14 protein-coding genes and 1 tRNA gene are annotated in these 15,224 nt (G+C 56.2%); 6 read left to right on the top strand and 9 right to left on the bottom strand.

Annotated features, from left to right (window positions below):
* Nucleotides 1-13 precede the first annotated feature (13 nt).
* The gene (locus tag ACEWZM_RS17300; RefSeq protein WP_414007619.1) at nucleotides 14-1,483 is read left to right on the top strand and encodes a mannitol dehydrogenase family protein; all 1,470 of its coding nucleotides are present in this window, start codon (nucleotides 14-16) and stop codon (nucleotides 1,481-1,483) included.
* A 13-nt stretch (nucleotides 1,484-1,496) separates the two neighbouring features.
* Here ACEWZM_RS17300 and ACEWZM_RS17295 read toward each other — a convergent pair whose 3' ends face one another.
* On the bottom strand, nucleotides 1,497-2,738 hold the full coding sequence (locus tag ACEWZM_RS17295; RefSeq protein WP_414007618.1) for a cytochrome-c peroxidase: 1,242 nt from the start codon (nucleotides 2,736-2,738) through the stop codon (nucleotides 1,497-1,499).
* A 207-nt stretch (nucleotides 2,739-2,945) separates the two neighbouring features.
* On the opposite strand from ACEWZM_RS17295, the gene ACEWZM_RS17290 reads away from it, so the two are divergent.
* Nucleotides 2,946-3,341, top strand: coding sequence for a tetratricopeptide repeat protein (locus tag ACEWZM_RS17290; protein ID WP_414008073.1), 396 nt, complete (start codon nucleotides 2,946-2,948; stop codon nucleotides 3,339-3,341).
* Between the two features lie 61 nt (nucleotides 3,342-3,402).
* On the opposite strand, the gene ACEWZM_RS17285 is transcribed toward ACEWZM_RS17290, so the two are convergent.
* Genes ACEWZM_RS17285 through ACEWZM_RS17260 form a run of 6 tightly spaced genes read right to left on the bottom strand, consistent with a single transcriptional unit; the run spans nucleotide 3,403 to nucleotide 9,197 of the window.
* Nucleotides 3,403-4,461: a TRAP transporter substrate-binding protein gene (locus tag ACEWZM_RS17285; protein WP_414007617.1), complete on the bottom strand. Its 1,059-nt coding sequence runs from the start codon at nucleotides 4,459-4,461 to the stop codon at nucleotides 3,403-3,405.
* Nucleotides 4,462-4,507: 46 nt separating this feature from the next.
* Nucleotides 4,508-5,983: a TRAP transporter large permease gene (locus ACEWZM_RS17280; protein ID WP_414007616.1), complete on the bottom strand. Its 1,476-nt coding sequence runs from the start codon at nucleotides 5,981-5,983 to the stop codon at nucleotides 4,508-4,510.
* Nucleotides 5,983-6,573, bottom strand: a complete 591-nt coding sequence (locus ACEWZM_RS17275; RefSeq protein WP_414007615.1) for a TRAP transporter small permease — start codon at nucleotides 6,571-6,573, stop codon at nucleotides 5,983-5,985. The genes ACEWZM_RS17280 and ACEWZM_RS17275 overlap by 1 nt, the downstream gene beginning before the upstream one ends.
* Before the next feature lie 58 nt (nucleotides 6,574-6,631).
* Nucleotides 6,632-7,153: a flavin reductase family protein gene (locus ACEWZM_RS17270; protein ID WP_414008072.1), complete on the bottom strand. Its 522-nt coding sequence runs from the start codon at nucleotides 7,151-7,153 to the stop codon at nucleotides 6,632-6,634.
* Entirely contained in the window at nucleotides 7,153-8,043 is an 891-nt protein-coding gene (locus ACEWZM_RS17265; protein ID WP_414007614.1) for an aldo/keto reductase, read from the bottom strand. The genes ACEWZM_RS17270 and ACEWZM_RS17265 overlap by 1 nt, the downstream gene beginning before the upstream one ends.
* On the bottom strand, nucleotides 8,043-9,197 hold the full coding sequence (locus ACEWZM_RS17260; RefSeq protein ID WP_414007613.1) for an LLM class flavin-dependent oxidoreductase: 1,155 nt from the start codon (nucleotides 9,195-9,197) through the stop codon (nucleotides 8,043-8,045). The genes ACEWZM_RS17265 and ACEWZM_RS17260 overlap by 1 nt, the downstream gene beginning before the upstream one ends.
* A 101-nt stretch (nucleotides 9,198-9,298) precedes the next feature.
* Here ACEWZM_RS17260 and ACEWZM_RS17255 point away from each other — a divergent pair, with 101 nt between their 5' ends.
* On the top strand, nucleotides 9,299-10,009 hold the full coding sequence (locus tag ACEWZM_RS17255) for a GntR family transcriptional regulator (protein WP_414007612.1): 711 nt from the start codon (nucleotides 9,299-9,301) through the stop codon (nucleotides 10,007-10,009).
* A gap of 8 nt (nucleotides 10,010-10,017) precedes the next feature.
* Nucleotides 10,018-11,124, top strand: a complete 1,107-nt coding sequence (locus ACEWZM_RS17250; protein ID WP_414007611.1) for a Gfo/Idh/MocA family protein — start codon at nucleotides 10,018-10,020, stop codon at nucleotides 11,122-11,124.
* A 24-nt stretch (nucleotides 11,125-11,148) separates the two neighbouring features.
* Here ACEWZM_RS17250 and ACEWZM_RS17245 read toward each other — a convergent pair whose 3' ends face one another.
* Entirely contained in the window at nucleotides 11,149-12,468 is a 1,320-nt protein-coding gene (locus ACEWZM_RS17245; protein WP_414007610.1) for an ATP-binding protein, read from the bottom strand.
* A 95-nt stretch (nucleotides 12,469-12,563) separates the two neighbouring features.
* Here ACEWZM_RS17245 and ACEWZM_RS17240 point away from each other — a divergent pair, with 95 nt between their 5' ends.
* Both ACEWZM_RS17240 and ACEWZM_RS17235 read left to right on the top strand, forming a co-directional pair.
* Entirely contained in the window at nucleotides 12,564-13,478 is a 915-nt protein-coding gene (locus ACEWZM_RS17240) for an MBL fold metallo-hydrolase (protein ID WP_414007609.1), read from the top strand.
* An 87-nt stretch (nucleotides 13,479-13,565) separates the two neighbouring features.
* Nucleotides 13,566-13,640: transfer RNA gene (locus ACEWZM_RS17235), tRNA-Asn, on the top strand.
* 215 nt (nucleotides 13,641-13,855) lie between these two features.
* Here the strand turns inward: ACEWZM_RS17235 and ACEWZM_RS17230 are convergent.
* Nucleotides 13,856-15,061, bottom strand: coding sequence for an MFS transporter (locus ACEWZM_RS17230; protein WP_414007608.1), 1,206 nt, complete (start codon nucleotides 15,059-15,061; stop codon nucleotides 13,856-13,858).
* Nucleotides 15,062-15,224 lie beyond the last annotated feature (163 nt).

Here is a 15,224-nt window from a genome sequence, read left to right as displayed (position 1 = left end):
GGAGGCAGTGGCCATGAAACTATCAAATGACACCCTGACGCACCTGCCTCAGAAGGTAGGCAGACCCAGTTACGACCGTAGAAAGATCACACCGGGCATCGTGCATGTCGGCCTCGGGAATTTCCACCGAGCGCATCAGGCTTGGTATTTGCACGCGCTCATGCAGCAGGGCAAAGCCATGGATTGGGGAATCATCGGTGCAGGTGTTCGCGCAGCAGATACCGAAATGCGGGATCGTTTGCTTAATCAGGATTGCCTATCCACCCTTATCGAACTGGATCCAGCCGGACCGTCGGCCGAAGTGATTGGCCCCATGATCGATTTCCTTCCCGTAGAGGACGATAACGCCAGCTTGATAAAAGCTATGACCGACCCGGCAATCCGCATTGTTTCTCTGACGGTTACGGAGGGTGGATACTATCAGAGCGCACATCGGGGCGGCCTAGATCTTGATCACGATGACATCCGTCATGATCTTGCCCACCCCCACAAACCGCGCACGGTGTTTGGCGCTATTGTCGAGGCATTGCGGTTGCGCAGAAATCAGGGGCAGCGCCCATTCACCGTCCAAAGCTGTGACAATCTGCAAGGCAACGGCCAAATCACCCGCAACGCAATCGTCACCTTGGCCCAGCAAACAGACCCCAGTTTGGCTATTTGGATTGATCACGACGCCTCATTTCCAAATTCGATGGTAGATTGCATCGTCCCTGCGACGGGCCCGGCAGAGATCGCATTGGCCCGTGACTACGGCGTCGATGACGCCGCCCCTGTGACCCATGAGAACTACCGTCAGTGGGTGATCGAGGATGCATTCTGCGCAGGGCGTCCTGACTGGGATCAAGTTGGCGCGATCTTCACCCATGATGTGCACAGCTATGAGAGTATGAAGATCCGCGTCCTAAACGCGGGCCATCAGATCCTCGCCAACGTCGGTGAACTCTTGTCGATCGCGACCATCGCCGACTGTATGAAGGACCCGCTGGTGGCGGCGTTCTTCCGTAAGGTTCAACAAGACGAAATCCTGCCCTACGTGTCGGCAGTACCAGCGATATCTCCGCCGAGCTACCTAGCGCTGATCGAACGGCGATTTGCCAACCCAGGGATCCACGACACCACCCGACGCGTGGCCTATGACGGTACTGCCCGCCATCCCGGCTTTGTCCTGCCAATCCTGCGCGACGCGCTGCAGCAGAGCGGCACAATCGACGGATTATGTCTGGTTGAGGCGCTATGGGCCCGGATGTGCACCGGTATCCGCGAAGACGGGAGCACAATCGCGCCCAATGATCCGGACTGGGACTTGCGCAAATCCTATGCCGAACAGGCAAAGATATCCCCTTCGGCCTGGCTACAGCAAAACCAGATCTATTCAGATCTCTCGCAGGATAAGCGTGTTGAGGCGCGGTTTTCTGATTGGATAGCGCTGATCAATGATCACGGCAGTCGTGCAGCGATGAAAAAATATCTTGAGCATCCCTGAAACTGGCACTCGATCAAGGGGTTGCCATATCAACGGCCAATCCGCTGGGAACTGAAGTCGGCACATAAGACACCTCTGCGCGGGCGTTGGCACCGGTAAGCCCTGTCAGAAATGCGACCAGCGCTGCGATATCCTGATCCGTCAGATCTTGTCGCAGGTAGATGTCACGCGCCCGCGCCTGTCGCGCCATTTCAAACCTGTCCTGTTGCACAATAAAGTCGGTGGCAGCCAGCCATGGTACATCTGGCAATTGCAGATCACTAGGTGACCATCCCGCACGGCTTTCTACGGGATTAAGATGGTGGCGGATCATCCGGTCCAGCGTCGGGAATGCCCCGTTGTGGCCATAGGGGGCCGTCAGTTCCACATTGCGCAGCATCGGCGTGCGGAACCGGTAGGCATCGGAGAGATTATCACTCTCGCCCATACGCCCAACGTCGCGCGCGTAAGGATCAAACCGACGCCCACGACCCGGCCCAAAGGCTGGTAACCCGAGCGCATAAAATTGCTGATCAGAGAACAACGGCCCAGCATGGCACCCACTACACCCGGCGGAACCAAAAAACAGATCGCCCCCGGCTTTCTGTTGGTCGGTGAGCGCATCAGTATCACCCGCAAGATGGGCATCAAACGGACTATCGTAGGATGTAAAATCCTGCACCATGAACTGCGCAAGTGCTTCGGCAATATCGGTAATCTGCACCTCCTCGGGAGCGGAGATATGGTCGAACGAAGCAATAAATCGATCTCCGTAGCCAGCCACCCCCCGTACGCGCTTGGCAATGATGGGCCAGGCCAGATCAATCCGGTCACGAGTCGCACCGATCACCGCGTTCTCACCAACATTACCAGCCATCTCTACGCTAGAGGTCATGGGAAACAGCGCCTGTGCTGCGAGCACAGACGTCAGCCCCTGCGGCAACCATTCCTCTGCCGGCGTGTTGAATCCATTCCCATAGATCGGATCGACGCTGATCCTCCCGTCATGCATCAGAACGTTGATGGATGTCGCCCCTAGATTCCAAAGTGCAGGTGCATTGCGTGGCACACGTTTTTGTACCCGATTGGTGCCGTTGTCCGATATGCGTGAGCGGCCCAGACCCTGTCCGCCCTCGCCCAGCCCTAAAGACAGCCCATCAGATGTGCCATGTCGCGGATGATGACAGCTTCCGCAGCTGATATTTCTGTTCCCAGACAGGATCTTGTCATAAAATAGCAGGCGACCCAGCTCCGCCTTGGCCGGATCGACAGGCAAAAAGTCTTCCGCCCCTAGAGGCCCAGGTAGCCGCACCTCTTCGGCGTAAGCCGAGCCACAACACAGACCAAGCGCCAGAACAACCGAGGAAAACACATGCGTGAGAGTTACAGACCGAGAGCGTCCTTGTTTCAGGCCACCCTTGTGGTGTGGATACTGGTCACCCCCCTGCCCGCACGCGCTGAAATTGAACAGGCGCGCGATCTGATGGAGGCGGGCGAATTTGCGGCAGCGCGCGAGGAACTTTGGCCGGCGGCGCGTTCCGGCAACGCCGATGCAGAAGAGTTGATCGGAGTGATGTATGCTATGGGGCTTGGGGTTGAGAAGGATGATGTCCGCGCATTTGAATGGTATTTGCGCAGCGCTATGAAAGGTCACCCCGGCGCGCAATCCGGCATTGGCTGGTACTATGAGATCGGTCGAGGCATGCCTGCCTCCGATCTGGTGCGCGCGTATATGTGGTACACACTCTCGGCTATTGGCGGCGATCCCGATGCGGCAATCAGCCTTGAAGAAGTGGTCAAAAAGATGACTACGGCGGAGATCGATAAGGCGCATATTCTGGTCGAGGACTATAAGGTCTGGATGTACCCGTTTCGGTAGCGAACGGGAGAGAAGCGGCGCGAGCAGATCCCGCGCCGCCCTATGGTCTATCGGCGCGCTATCAGTTCAGGTCTGCCGCGCGGGCCGCACCAATATCAGCTTCAGCCTCGGCCACCGCATCGGTCAGTGCGGTAAAGATCGCATCGCCTCGGGTTACGTTGGATTTGAACCAGTCATAGACCGGCTCAGCTGACGCTTTGAAAGCCGCTTTTTGCTCAGGAGTGGGCACATAGAGATCCCCGCCTCCGGCGACAAAATCCTCATAAGCCTGGATAGACTTGCGTTTTGGTGAAGCAAAGGTCGCCTGTTGCAGCGCGTAGAAGCCATCTACGACGACCTGCCGCATATCTTCTGGCATATCCATGAAGTTCTTATTCGACATCCACCACAACGCGCCCATATAGGCATGGCCGTCCAGCGTCACGTACTGTAGGCCCGCATCCGGGAATTTCATGCCCATGATATCGGTAATGCCGTTTTTGGAACCTTCAACCACGCCGGTCTGGAACGATGTGAAAAGTTCGGGCCAAGGGATGGGTGTAGGGGCAGCTCCCAGCGCCTTCACCAACTCCTGCGGCAGATCAGCAACCACGGTACGAATTTTCAAGCCGTCCATGTCGGCAGGCTCAGCAACTCGACGTTTGGTATTGGCAAAATTGCGCCAGCCGCCAGTATTCCCGATGGTCATCAGGCGGATAGCGTCACCGGAATCTTCAAGCGCCATCTGACGCATAGTACGGGTGAAATCGCCCGACAGCACATGCTCGGCGATACGGTCATCAGCCATCAGGTAAGGCAGATCCAGCACCTGCACATACGGAAATAGGCCGGACGCGCCGCCCGAGGTGGAGATATAGACGTCAATCGATCCATCAGCGACGCCCTGCAGACACTCCGCCCCGTTGGAACAAAGCTGGGTGCCGATGAACAACTCTACTTCGATGGCACCGTTTGAGGCCGCCTCAACGTAGTTCTTGAACACCACCAGACCGTCGTAGTCTTCGTCATTCTCGTTGGAATTCGCTGTAGCGCGGATCTTATAATCCGCTGCATAGGCCGACAGAGCAGTGCCTGCCATTAGCGCCGATAGCGCCACCGTCTTCACTATTTTCCTGAGCATTCGTTTCTCCTCCTGTTGCTCTTTTATTTTGGGTACTTGGGTATCCTCAGTTCAGAAATCCGGTCAGTCGCGGGATGGTCAGCGAAATGGCCGGCACGAAGGTGATCAAAAAGATCACCGCAATCTCAATCGCCAGAAACGGCAGGATCGCCTTGGCGATGGTTGTCACCCGTTCCTGAGAAACGGCGGCTGCTACAAACAGCACCAACCCCATGGGCGGCGTGGCCAGTCCCACCGTCAGGTTCACACACATGATAATGGCGAAATGGACCGATTCCACACCAAGATCGGTAAACACCGGTCCCAAAATCGGGCCCAGAATGATAATCGCTGGGCCTGCGTCCAGGAACATTCCGACGACAAACAGCAAGAGGTTGATCAGGAACAACAGGATCAGCGGATTTTCCGACAGCGTCAGGATGAAATCCGCCAATTGCTCCGGCGCATGACTAAGACTGACAACGGTCTTGAACGACATAGCCGCGCCCACCAGCAGCAGCACCACAGCCGAAGTTATGCCTGCGCGTGTAAACACCTCCGGTAAGTCCGCCAGCCGCATGGAACCGAGCACAAGAAAGCTGATCAACAAGGCGTATGCGACGGCCACAGCAGCAGCTTCGGTCGGGGTGAAGACACCCGCCAGAATACCCCCGAGGATCAGCACGGGCGTCTGCAAGGGCACCACAGCCCGTTTACAGATCGTACGAAACGCCGGGCTGACAACCCGGCGCAGCCCCAGCATCACCCCATGTGCAAACAGGACAGAACCAAGAAAGGCCAACCATGTCATACGGACCCCGGCGTCATCGCCAAGCGGAACAAACTGTACCAGTAGTAGACCAAGGTTGAGCCGCACGAGACCGAAAGAGAACCAACGCTCCATGCCGCCGATCTCAACACTATCAAAAACCACCCGCCGGGCGGCCGGCAGCTCGTAACGGTCGGCCAATGCACGCACCATGACCATTAGTCCGACGCCCACCAGAACTCCCGGAACAATACCCGCCAAGAAAAGAGCCGCGACGCTCTCTCCCATGACATACGCGTAAATGATCATGATGCCCGACGGCGGAATGATCGGACCGATGACGGAGCTGGCGGCAGTAACAGCAGCGGCAAATCTGCGGCTGTATCCTTCCTTTTCCATCGCAGGGATCAGCATGGAGCCAAGTGCCGACGTATCGGCCACAGCCGATCCTGATAGACCCGCGAAAAGGATTGACGACAGGATGTTCACTTGTGCCAGCCCACCGCGCAAATGCCCCATCAACGCCTGTGAAAACTCTACCAACCGGACGGTGATCCCCCCGCGGTTCATCAACTCTCCGGCCAGCATGAAGAACGGGATCGCCATTAGCGGAAAACTGTCCATACCGTTGTAGAGGTTGCGATATAGCAGCGTCAGGTCACGTTCCTGGCCGTTCAGCCAAAGTAGCGCGCCGGGGGCCGCCAGAAGGCAGAAAAACACCGGCAGGCCGACCAGCAGCAGAAATAAGAACAGAGGTAGAAACCAGATCAACATCACTCTGCCCCCCCTATGTTCAGGCCCGGACGTTCTGGCAAGCGGTCACCCTGACCAAACAATCGCACGATACGTTCAAGGATCAGTTCAATATTCACAAGGATCAGCAGGGCGATGCCAACAAGAAGCGATAGCATCATCCAGCTGCGTGGCACCCGGTACCAACTGTCAAACCCGAGAGAGGTCGGCACATAAAGCGACGCCGTGGCAAAGCGTCCGCCAAGACCGGTTACTTCTTTGTAGCCGATCTGCACGCCAACGATCAGCACTGTCAGCCCGATCGCCAGCAGCACCAGCTGCAAGACATGAAAGATTCGTCCACGCAAAATGGAATCGACGACGTCAATTGCGACGAAACCACCGCTACGCAGTGCGGTCGGCGCCATAAGGCCAGTCATCCACAACATGCAAAACCGCGCTGCTTCGTCCGGCCAAGGCAAGGCATTGCCCAGCACATAGCGAAAGAACACCTGTATAAGGATCGCAAGAACCATCAAACCAATGGCAAAAACGCCCACCCAACGGCCGACTGCAAGCAGGCCGGTGTTGAGCGGGCGCAGTATATTCAGGACAGATAGTACTGCCGTCATCGCATCTCTCTCCTCCCCATGTGCCGCGCCGACCTCCCTCAGTGCGGACAACCAACCGCTAGCTTGACCCAGCGATCTGGCCTATTTGGCCCTTGTAGAATGTCAGAGCATCCCCCTCTTCACGCATCGTGGCACGATCCACATGCCCCAGTACAATCGCATGGTCGCCTCCGTCATGAACGGCAGAACGTGTACATTCAAATCGTGCCAGACAGTTCTCGAGCAGCGGGACACCATTTTCATTCTGCTCCAGCTGCAAATGGGTCAGCCCAAAGGCATCTTTTGCGACCTGCCAACACAGATCATCCTGATCTGCAGCCAAGACATGAATGGCGTAGTGTCGTGCGGATTCAAAATAGGGAAAGCGGCGCGAATTTCTGTCAGGAGACCACAGCACGAGCGGCGGTGTCAGCGAAACCGACGAGAAGCTATTGGCCGTAATCGCAACCACACCCTGATCAGATGCAGCGGTGACAATGGCAATGCCAGTCGCAAACCGGCCAAAGGCATCCCGCAACAGTCGGGTATTGTCAGACGCGGGCACAAAGCTGTGTTTGCCCTGCCCTGCGTGTACCGACATCATGCGACCTCCCGGCCCAGTGCGGCCTCATAGAGTTTGAACCATGTCGGGCGATCAAGTTCGACTTTCAGCACATCGGAAGCCTGTTTGATCCGCGCCAGATTATTGGTACCCAATACCGGTAAGATCTTTGCCGGATGCCGCAGCAAAAATGCAATAGCGACAGCGGCACGTTCAACCCCTTGCGCCTGCGCAATCGCATCCAGCTGTTCAGCCAGCGCGCCACTGCCACTCACCAGCGCTCCGCCACCAAGCGGCGACCAAGCCATCAAAGGATGCTGCTGACGTTGATGGAAAGCCAAGTCTCCGTTGGTAAAGGGGCTGACTTCAGACAGAGAGATTTCGATCTGATTTGTAGCCAGTGGTGTCTTCATCGCAGATTGCAGGAGTTCCCAATCCCAGGGGCGGAAATTTGAAACACCAACAGCCCCCAGCTTGCCTGCTGCAACCAGCTCATCCAGTACAGCGCCGGTTTCAAAATGATCCATCAGAGGGTCCGGACGATGGATCAGCAGAAGGTCAATCTGCTCGATGCCCATTTCCGATAGCGATGTCTCAACCGATCGGGTGATATGCGCTGCCGACGTATCATAGTGCTTTACCGGTGTGTCCGCATAGCGCCCGACCGGAGCGACGATATCGCACTTGGTTACGATCTCCATCTGATCGCGCAGATTTGGATTGGCTTTCAAGGCCTTGCCCAGAATTCCCTCTGCTGTGTAGCCGCCATAGATATCAGCCTGATCAAAGGTAGTAATGCCCTGAGCTAAACAAGCCTCGATCTTGGCCGCGACATGGGCTGCCGAGGTATCGCTGTCATCGCCCAGACGCCACATGCCATACACCAAGCGGCTGAATTCCAGCCCTTCGGCGATCTTGATCCGTTCCATTAACGTCGTACTCCATTCCCAAGGGGTGTTGCCGGTGCGGACAGTGGCACCCGACCGTATTCATGTGGCAGTGAGCAGGTCTTCAGATGTGGCATCACCCGCTTTCCAAAATGCCGAGCTTCCTCAAGATGAGGGTAACCGGACAGGACAAACGATCGGATGCCCATTTTCTGATAGGCTTGCAGCTTAGACATCACCTGATCTGTCGACCCGACCAGTGCCGCTCCACAGCCAGAGCGTGCTCGTCCGATCCCTGTCCAGAGGTTCGGTTCAATAAATCCAAATTCATCTGCAATATCTCGGTTCTTGGCCTGATGTGCCACGCCCAGTGATGTTGCATCCAGCGCGCGATCACGAATGAGCTTCCCGGCCGTATCATCTAGTTTTGAGACGATGTAGTCAGCATATTCATAGGCCTCAGCCTCGGTGTCTCGAACGATCACATGCACCCGCAGGCCATAATCCAGCGTCCTGCCATAGGTTTCTGCAACGCTATGCACCGCCTTCATACGTCCCGCCAGTTCGTCCATCTTTTCCGGCCACATCAGGTAGACGTCACAATGCTCACCACATAGCTCGAGCGCCGCTGGCGAATACCCACCGAAGTAAAGCAATGGCCCGCCAGACTGATAAGGTTTTGCAGGATCAGTGGTCAGCCCCTCGAACTGATAAACTTCGCCATTGTGGTTTATCTCGTCGCGCGTCCAGGCCTGCTTGAGGATTTCCACCACCTCGCGCGAGCGTTGATAGCGAAATGCGCTTTCGGCCTTCTCGCCCGGGAAATCGGATGAGATGATATTGACCGTCAACCGACCTTCCAACATGTGATCCAGAGTCGCCAACGTCCGCGCGAGCATGATCGGCTGCATCTCGCCACAGCGCACAGCCGCCAACATATTGATCTTGTCTGTGATTGGTGCGCAGCCCGCGACAAAGCTGAGCGTATCCTGCCCAACCTGAAATGACGACGGGCAGAGAATATTGCGAAACCCCTGCGCTTCCGCCTCTTTTACGATGTCAGAGCAATGCGCCCATGAGGAGCGAAGATCACCGTCGGGCACGCCCAGGAACTGATAGTCATCAGAGCAAAGCGCGGCAAACCACGACACTTCAACCGCATCAAGATCCGCAGATGTCACCGGAACAACGCTCATCGGTCTCTCCCTCGCATTTTAACACTTACCCCTTGCATAGCCCGCACCTAAATGTAAATCAATGGTGTATCAATTTTCCTTTGATCGTACCGAGCAACCTCATGCCTACCGCGCGCACATCCGGCACAGCACTGCCGCTTTACCTCCAGATCAGTGAGGCGCTGACCCGCGAGATTGCCGCTGGACGACTGGCCGACGGGGAGCGGCTTGCGCCCGAGCGACAGCTGGCACAAGAGTACGGCACGACAGTAAGAACGCTTCGCAAAGCCCTGTCCGAACTCGAAAAGCAAGGCATGCTCGATCGGGTTCAGGGATCAGGCAACTACATCCGTACTACCCAGACCTTGCCGAGTGTCTATTCCATGTTTCGTCTGGAGCTGCATGGTGGCGGCGGTCTGCCAACAGCGGATGTGCTCTCCGTCGTGGAATGCACCAAGCCTGCAGACTTGCCAAATTTCGGCACCACTGATCGTGGCACCCGCATCCGACGACTGCGCTATCTGGACAACATCATTATTGCAGTAGAAGAAATCTGGCTGGATGCAGGCGCGGGCAGCGTAGATGCATCTCAGCTGTCCGATTCTCTCTATCGCTACTACCGGCTGCAATTGGGTTTCTGGATCAGCCGCGCCGAAGATCGTGTCGCCCTCGGTGAAGTTCCCAATTGGGCACCTGCCAATTTCACCAAATCCCCCGGCACCACGGTTGGTTTTATCGAACGCCTGAGCTGGGCGCAGGAGACCGCACCGGTAGAGTTTTCACGCACTTGGTTTGACACGGATAAGGCGCTCTACGTGCAGCGCCTGACATAGGAGGAAACATGTCCACACCCACGACTTATGGGATTATCGGCTGCGGCATGATGGGCCAGGAGCATTTGCGCAATATCGCGCTCCTTGAAGAGACGAAAATAGGTGCAATCTATGAACCAAACGCTGCCATGCGCGACGTCTCGAAGAGTTTGGCACCGGAAGCAGTGTTTGCTGACAGCATCGAAGCGCTCCTTGAATTTCAGGGCCTTGATTGCCTGTTGATTGCCAGCCCCAATTTCCGCCATCTCGAACAATTGGAGCTGCTGGCGCAGTGTCGCCCATTGCCTGTGCTTGTTGAAAAGCCGCTGTTCACCAGCCTGAACGATCTCGGTCGTCTGGATCGTTTTGCTGCGCAATACCCGGCACATGTATGGGTCGCGATGGAATATCGATACATGCCGCCCATAGCTGCCTTCCTTTCTCAGGTTGAGGCAAGCACCGGTGGTATCAAAATGCTGACCATCCGCGAGCATCGCTTTCCTTTTCTGGAGAAGGTAGACAACTGGAACCGGTTTGATGTCAAATCTGGTGGCACTTTTGTCGAGAAATGCTGCCACTTCTTTGACCTGATGCGTCTAACACTTGGCTCTGAACCTGTCCGGGTCATGGCCAGCGGCGGGCAGGATGTGAACCATCTGAATGAGAGTTACTCAGACGGCCCCCCTGACATACTCGACAATGGATATGTGATCGTTGATTTTAGCTGCGGTGCGCGCGCAATGTTGGAACTGTGCATGTTTGCAGAGGGAGCCGAATATCAAGAAGAGGTCGCAGCCGTCGGCCCCAAAGGCAAGATAGAAGCGTTTGTTCCGGGTCCCGGTCGCTTCTGGCCGGCCCATCTGGGCACGCCCCCTCTGCCCAAAGTGGTCACCTCTGCTCGTTTGCCCAAAGGCCCTGTTGTACAGAATGTGCCCGTAGACCCGGAGCTTCTCGCCGCAGGGGATCACAATGGGTCAACCTTCTACCAGCACCGCAAATTCCTGGAACTGGTACGCGGTAATTGCAGCGCGCCAGAGGTCAGCCTTCACGACGGGCGCATGGCCGTTCTGATTGGGCTAGCGGCACAGATCTCTATTGCTGAAAAGCGTGTTGTGGAGATGTCAGATCTGATCTGACATCTACTCCATACAATATGTATGTCACCGGCCGATCACGATATCGGCCTGCAGACCTCGCAGTTCGTCACTTTGCCCTAATCGAAGTGTTCCACCATGGGCACGGGCTATATCCGTAACAATGGCGAGGCCCAGCCCGACGCCGCTACCCAGATCCTGATTTCGGGCGGGGTCAAGCCTTGTAAAAGGACGTGTTGCTTCGATCCGGTCATCCTCTGCAATACCAGGGCCATCATCTTCTACCCTGATACGAAGGAATTTCTCAGTCATAGCGGCAGACACGCGCGCGCGTGTCCCATACCGCACAGCGTTGGAGATCAAGTTCTGCACCGCCCTGCGCATCGCGGCACCGCGCAGCATGACCGTGCCGTCGCCGCTCATCTCGCCTAGCATTACATCCTTGCCCTGCCGCCGCCAGCCGTCGACCAGCACCGTTATCATCAAATGCGGATCCACCTGCTCAGGCTCGCTTGTGGACACTCCACGTGAGAAATCAAGAAAAGCGTCCAGCAACGCCTGCATTTCATCTACGTCCTGCCGCAACGGCTCGGCGTCTTCATCATCCAGCATCGACAGCCCAAGCTTCATCCGGGTAAGTGGTGTGCGCAGGTCATGGCTTACACCTGACAGCATCAGCGTCCGCTGCTCCATCTGTCGTTCTATTCTTGCGCGCATGTCCAGAAACGCACTGCCCGCTGCGCGCACCTCATTTGCGCCACGGGGCGAATAAGGTTCTGTACGCCCTCGCCCAAACGCTTGTGCAACATCCGCCAATTGTTTGATCGGGCGCAGCTGGTTTCTCATATAAACAAAGGCAATAATCGTCATGAGAAAGCCAAAAGCAATCACCGTTACAATTAGCTGATGAGGCGCTGCTGCAGTGACACGACGCCGATCAAAAGCCAGCGCCATCGGACCATGTTTTGTTCTAACAATCAGCTGCACCCGGCGCGTATCCGGGAATTGGGCGGAAATAAACTGCGGTGCGGTCGCTTGAAGCGTATTTCGCACGACACGTCCAGAAAACTCCAATAGCCCAACTTGATCCAGCGGCACCCGCTCCTCTGCGGCGAGGAAGCGAATCTGCATTTGCAGCGGCTGCAACAGAGGCTCCGCCAACAACAACGCGTCCTCCGGTGTGGTGGCAGACGCCATAGTCTGCTCCAACAGCCGGAGTTCCCGCAGCATCGTGAGAGTCATTTGAACCGTCAGATCTTCAAGATCACGCTTAATAAACACAACCGAGACCACCAGCTGCAGGGTCACGATCGGCACCAGGAGGATAAGTGCTGCGCGGCCGTAAAGGCTACGTGGCAGATAGTGTTTGAGCCATTGAAAGAACATGCGCTACATCTACCTCGCGGCCCCGCCTCTGAAAAGCAAAACGCGCAATTATGGCGCATCGTTTGCTCCCTATTTGTCACCAAGGATTCGACCCCATGCAGGCACCAGATGATTTCAATCCACCGGCAGGGGTCGCAGAAGAGATAGAGACAGGACTGCGCCGCCTGCTTGCGCCAAACCCGTCACCAATGACCTACCGGGGCACCAATACCTATCTTCTTGGAACAACCGACATCGCCGTGATCGACCCCGGACCAGCGAGTAACACCCATCTGCACGCCATTCTTAAGGCGCTGAAACCAGGTCAGCACATCAGCCATATCCTTGTCAGCCATAGCCATCTCGATCACTCCCCACTCGCGCGGCCTTTGGCAAACGCAACCGGGGCTAAAATCTCCGCCTTCGGTGCGCCCTCCGCCGGACGTAGCACGGTGATGACGCAGTTGGCAGAGGCCGGGCTGGCAGGCGGTGGCGAAGGCATCGATACAGATTTCATTCCCGACATCAATCTGCGCGACGGCGAGACCTTGACCGGAGCAGATTGGCAGCTGGAGGTGATCCACACGCCAGGCCATCTCGGCAATCACATCGCGTTTGCATGGAATGACGCCTGTTTCACCGCGGATCATGTGATGGGTTGGGCCAGTTCACTGGTGTCACCGCCGGATGGTGATCTTACCGATTTCATGGCGTCCTGCCGTCGACTCGCTGAACGCGAGTGGCGCATTTTCTATCCCGGCCATGGAGCCCCTGTTGACGACCCCAGCGCCAGGCTCAACTGGCTGATCAGCCATCGCCAAGCTCGCGAGGCTGCGATTATGGATGAACTGTCCGATGGTCCTGCCACTGTGACAGAATTGGCCGCGCGCATCTACACCGAGACCCCGCCTGCGTTGCTACCCGCTGCCGAACGCAATGTCTTTGCACATCTCGTTGATCTTGCCGGGAAATCCCGTGTGAGGCCTGATGGCCCGTTATCGTTTGGTGCCATTTTCGAACGCCTGCCATAACCATGTCAGAGCGAGTGATTTTTTTCGAGAAAATCTCAAAACCGCTCTAGACCTCACCAGATCTGGCCGCTATACGGCACGGACCGTTCCGGCGTAGCTCAGCGGTAGAGCAGTTGACTGTTAATCAATTGGTCGTAGGTTCGATCCCTACCGCCGGAGCCAATTCACAATACATATAATGAATACCGCACATTGGTGCAGTTATTCTCACGCTCTGTGACTTGGGCACGAGGGATCTCCGCTCTTGTTAAGGCGGGTATGACCATTGCGGGCATTCGTCCTCTCAGCGATCGTAGATACTCGGGCGCACTTGGTGTTTGCTCATGCCTTTGCAGCGGTTAACCTCTGAAAGGCTACGGCGCCAACAGCTCTCTCTGCTAGCGAGTTTCATAGGCTTTGAGGCGGATCAGCAGCGGCACCAAAGCAAGCACCAGCACTGCTGTTACAAGGAAGGGGGCGCCGGGCAGATACCACTCGCTGTCGCCCACAAACCGCTCGAAGACCCCGGTCAATACCAATGGCGCAGCTACGGCTGCGACCGATGACAGGGACGCAATGACTCCATGAACAAGGCCCTGCTGATCCTCGCCGACGCGGTTTGCGGCAAAAGCGTTAATCAGGGGTGGTGCCATATCCGCCAATGCAGCGATCGGCAGGATAATCGCAACGATCCAGATCGCATTTGTAAAACCGAACCCAAACATGGAAATCACGGCCGCTGTAATCGCAATCATAAGCGCTTGGTAGTCACCCAGCTGTTTGGTGAGCCTCGGGAGAATTCCTGCCTGCACCACTGCGATCAGGATACCATAGGCGGAAAGCGTCAGGCCAATTGTAAACCCGTCCCACCCAAACACCTCACGCCCCCAGAATGACCAAAGCGTTGGGTAGACCAGATTGGCAAACTCAAAAACAAAAATGCAGATCAGGGGGATGGCCAGCCCCGGAATAGCGAACGCACGCAGGATTGTGCCGAAGGGATTGATATCGCGCTTCCCAAAAGCCCGGCGGTTCTCACTCTTGAGTGATTCCGGAAGCACGATGATGCCAAACAATACGTTCAAGGCAGACAGGCCCGCCGCAATCCAAAAGGGCGCGCTTATATGCAGGCCAGACGCCAGCCCACCCATAGCAGGGCCCAAAACAAATCCAATGCCAAAGGCGGCACCGATCATGCCAAAGGCAGCCCCTCGTTCTTCTGGTTTGGCAATGTCAGAAATATAGGCCGTCGCCGTAATGTAGGTGGCTCCCGCCATGCCCGCAATCACGCGCCCCACCAGCAAGACCGAATAGGTTTGGGCCATTGCCATAATGACATAGTCAACTGTCAGTGTCAGAAGCGCCAGTATCAGGATTGGCCGACGCCCATAAGCATCCGACAAGCTGCCAATGACGGGTCCGAACAGAAACATCGCGGAAGCGTATGCCGACATCATAACCCCGCTCCAGAGCGCACCCTCCGCGGTGCTCACCGCGCCGACCCGTTCCATCAGGTCCGGCATAATCGGAAAAACGATTCCAATGCCAACGGCATCAATCATCAATGTCGCGAGAATAAATAAAAAGGGACCGTTCAATTTCATAGGTATTGTCTTTTGGTTGGAACAGGCAGACCGGTGCCATGTCCCGGCAGCAATCAGGTGTGGGATGGCGTCTTTCGGTGCTCAGATAGCAACCCATGAAAGGTAGCGGTAACCCTTTTTCAGCGCCCTCCGTGGAATTCGTACCAATGATACAAATTGGCAC

Origin of the sequence: Phaeobacter cretensis, from assembly GCF_047372505.1 — a bacterium.
Lineage (GTDB): Bacteria > Pseudomonadota > Alphaproteobacteria > Rhodobacterales > Rhodobacteraceae > Phaeobacter > Phaeobacter cretensis.
The sequence above is the reverse complement of the archived record's forward strand: the minus strand, read 5'-3'. Positions and strand labels throughout refer to the sequence as shown.

Coding starts and splice junctions, on each gene's coding strand:
- ACEWZM_RS17275 (WP_414007615.1), bottom strand. CDS start 6,573: ATGACGGCAGTACTATCTGTCCTGAATATACTGCGCCCGCTCAACACC.
- ACEWZM_RS17270 (WP_414008072.1), bottom strand. CDS start 7,153: ATGTCGGTACACGCAGGGCAGGGCAAACACAGCTTTGTGCCCGCGTCT.
- ACEWZM_RS17250 (WP_414007611.1), top strand. CDS start 10,018: ATGTCCACACCCACGACTTATGGGATTATCGGCTGCGGCATGATGGGC.
- ACEWZM_RS17260 (WP_414007613.1), bottom strand. CDS start 9,197: ATGAGCGTTGTTCCGGTGACATCTGCGGATCTTGATGCGGTTGAAGTG.
- ACEWZM_RS17285 (WP_414007617.1), bottom strand. CDS start 4,461: ATGCTCAGGAAAATAGTGAAGACGGTGGCGCTATCGGCGCTAATGGCA.
- ACEWZM_RS17245 (WP_414007610.1), bottom strand. CDS start 12,468: ATGTTCTTTCAATGGCTCAAACACTATCTGCCACGTAGCCTTTACGGC.
- ACEWZM_RS17290 (WP_414008073.1), top strand. CDS start 2,946: ATGGAGGCGGGCGAATTTGCGGCAGCGCGCGAGGAACTTTGGCCGGCG.
- ACEWZM_RS17280 (WP_414007616.1), bottom strand. CDS start 5,983: ATGTTGATCTGGTTTCTACCTCTGTTCTTATTTCTGCTGCTGGTCGGC.
- ACEWZM_RS17255 (WP_414007612.1), top strand. CDS start 9,299: ATGCCTACCGCGCGCACATCCGGCACAGCACTGCCGCTTTACCTCCAG.
- ACEWZM_RS17300 (WP_414007619.1), top strand. CDS start 14: ATGAAACTATCAAATGACACCCTGACGCACCTGCCTCAGAAGGTAGGC.
- ACEWZM_RS17240 (WP_414007609.1), top strand. CDS start 12,564: ATGCAGGCACCAGATGATTTCAATCCACCGGCAGGGGTCGCAGAAGAG.
- ACEWZM_RS17230 (WP_414007608.1), bottom strand. CDS start 15,061: ATGAAATTGAACGGTCCCTTTTTATTTATTCTCGCGACATTGATGATT.
- ACEWZM_RS17265 (WP_414007614.1), bottom strand. CDS start 8,043: ATGGAACGGATCAAGATCGCCGAAGGGCTGGAATTCAGCCGCTTGGTG.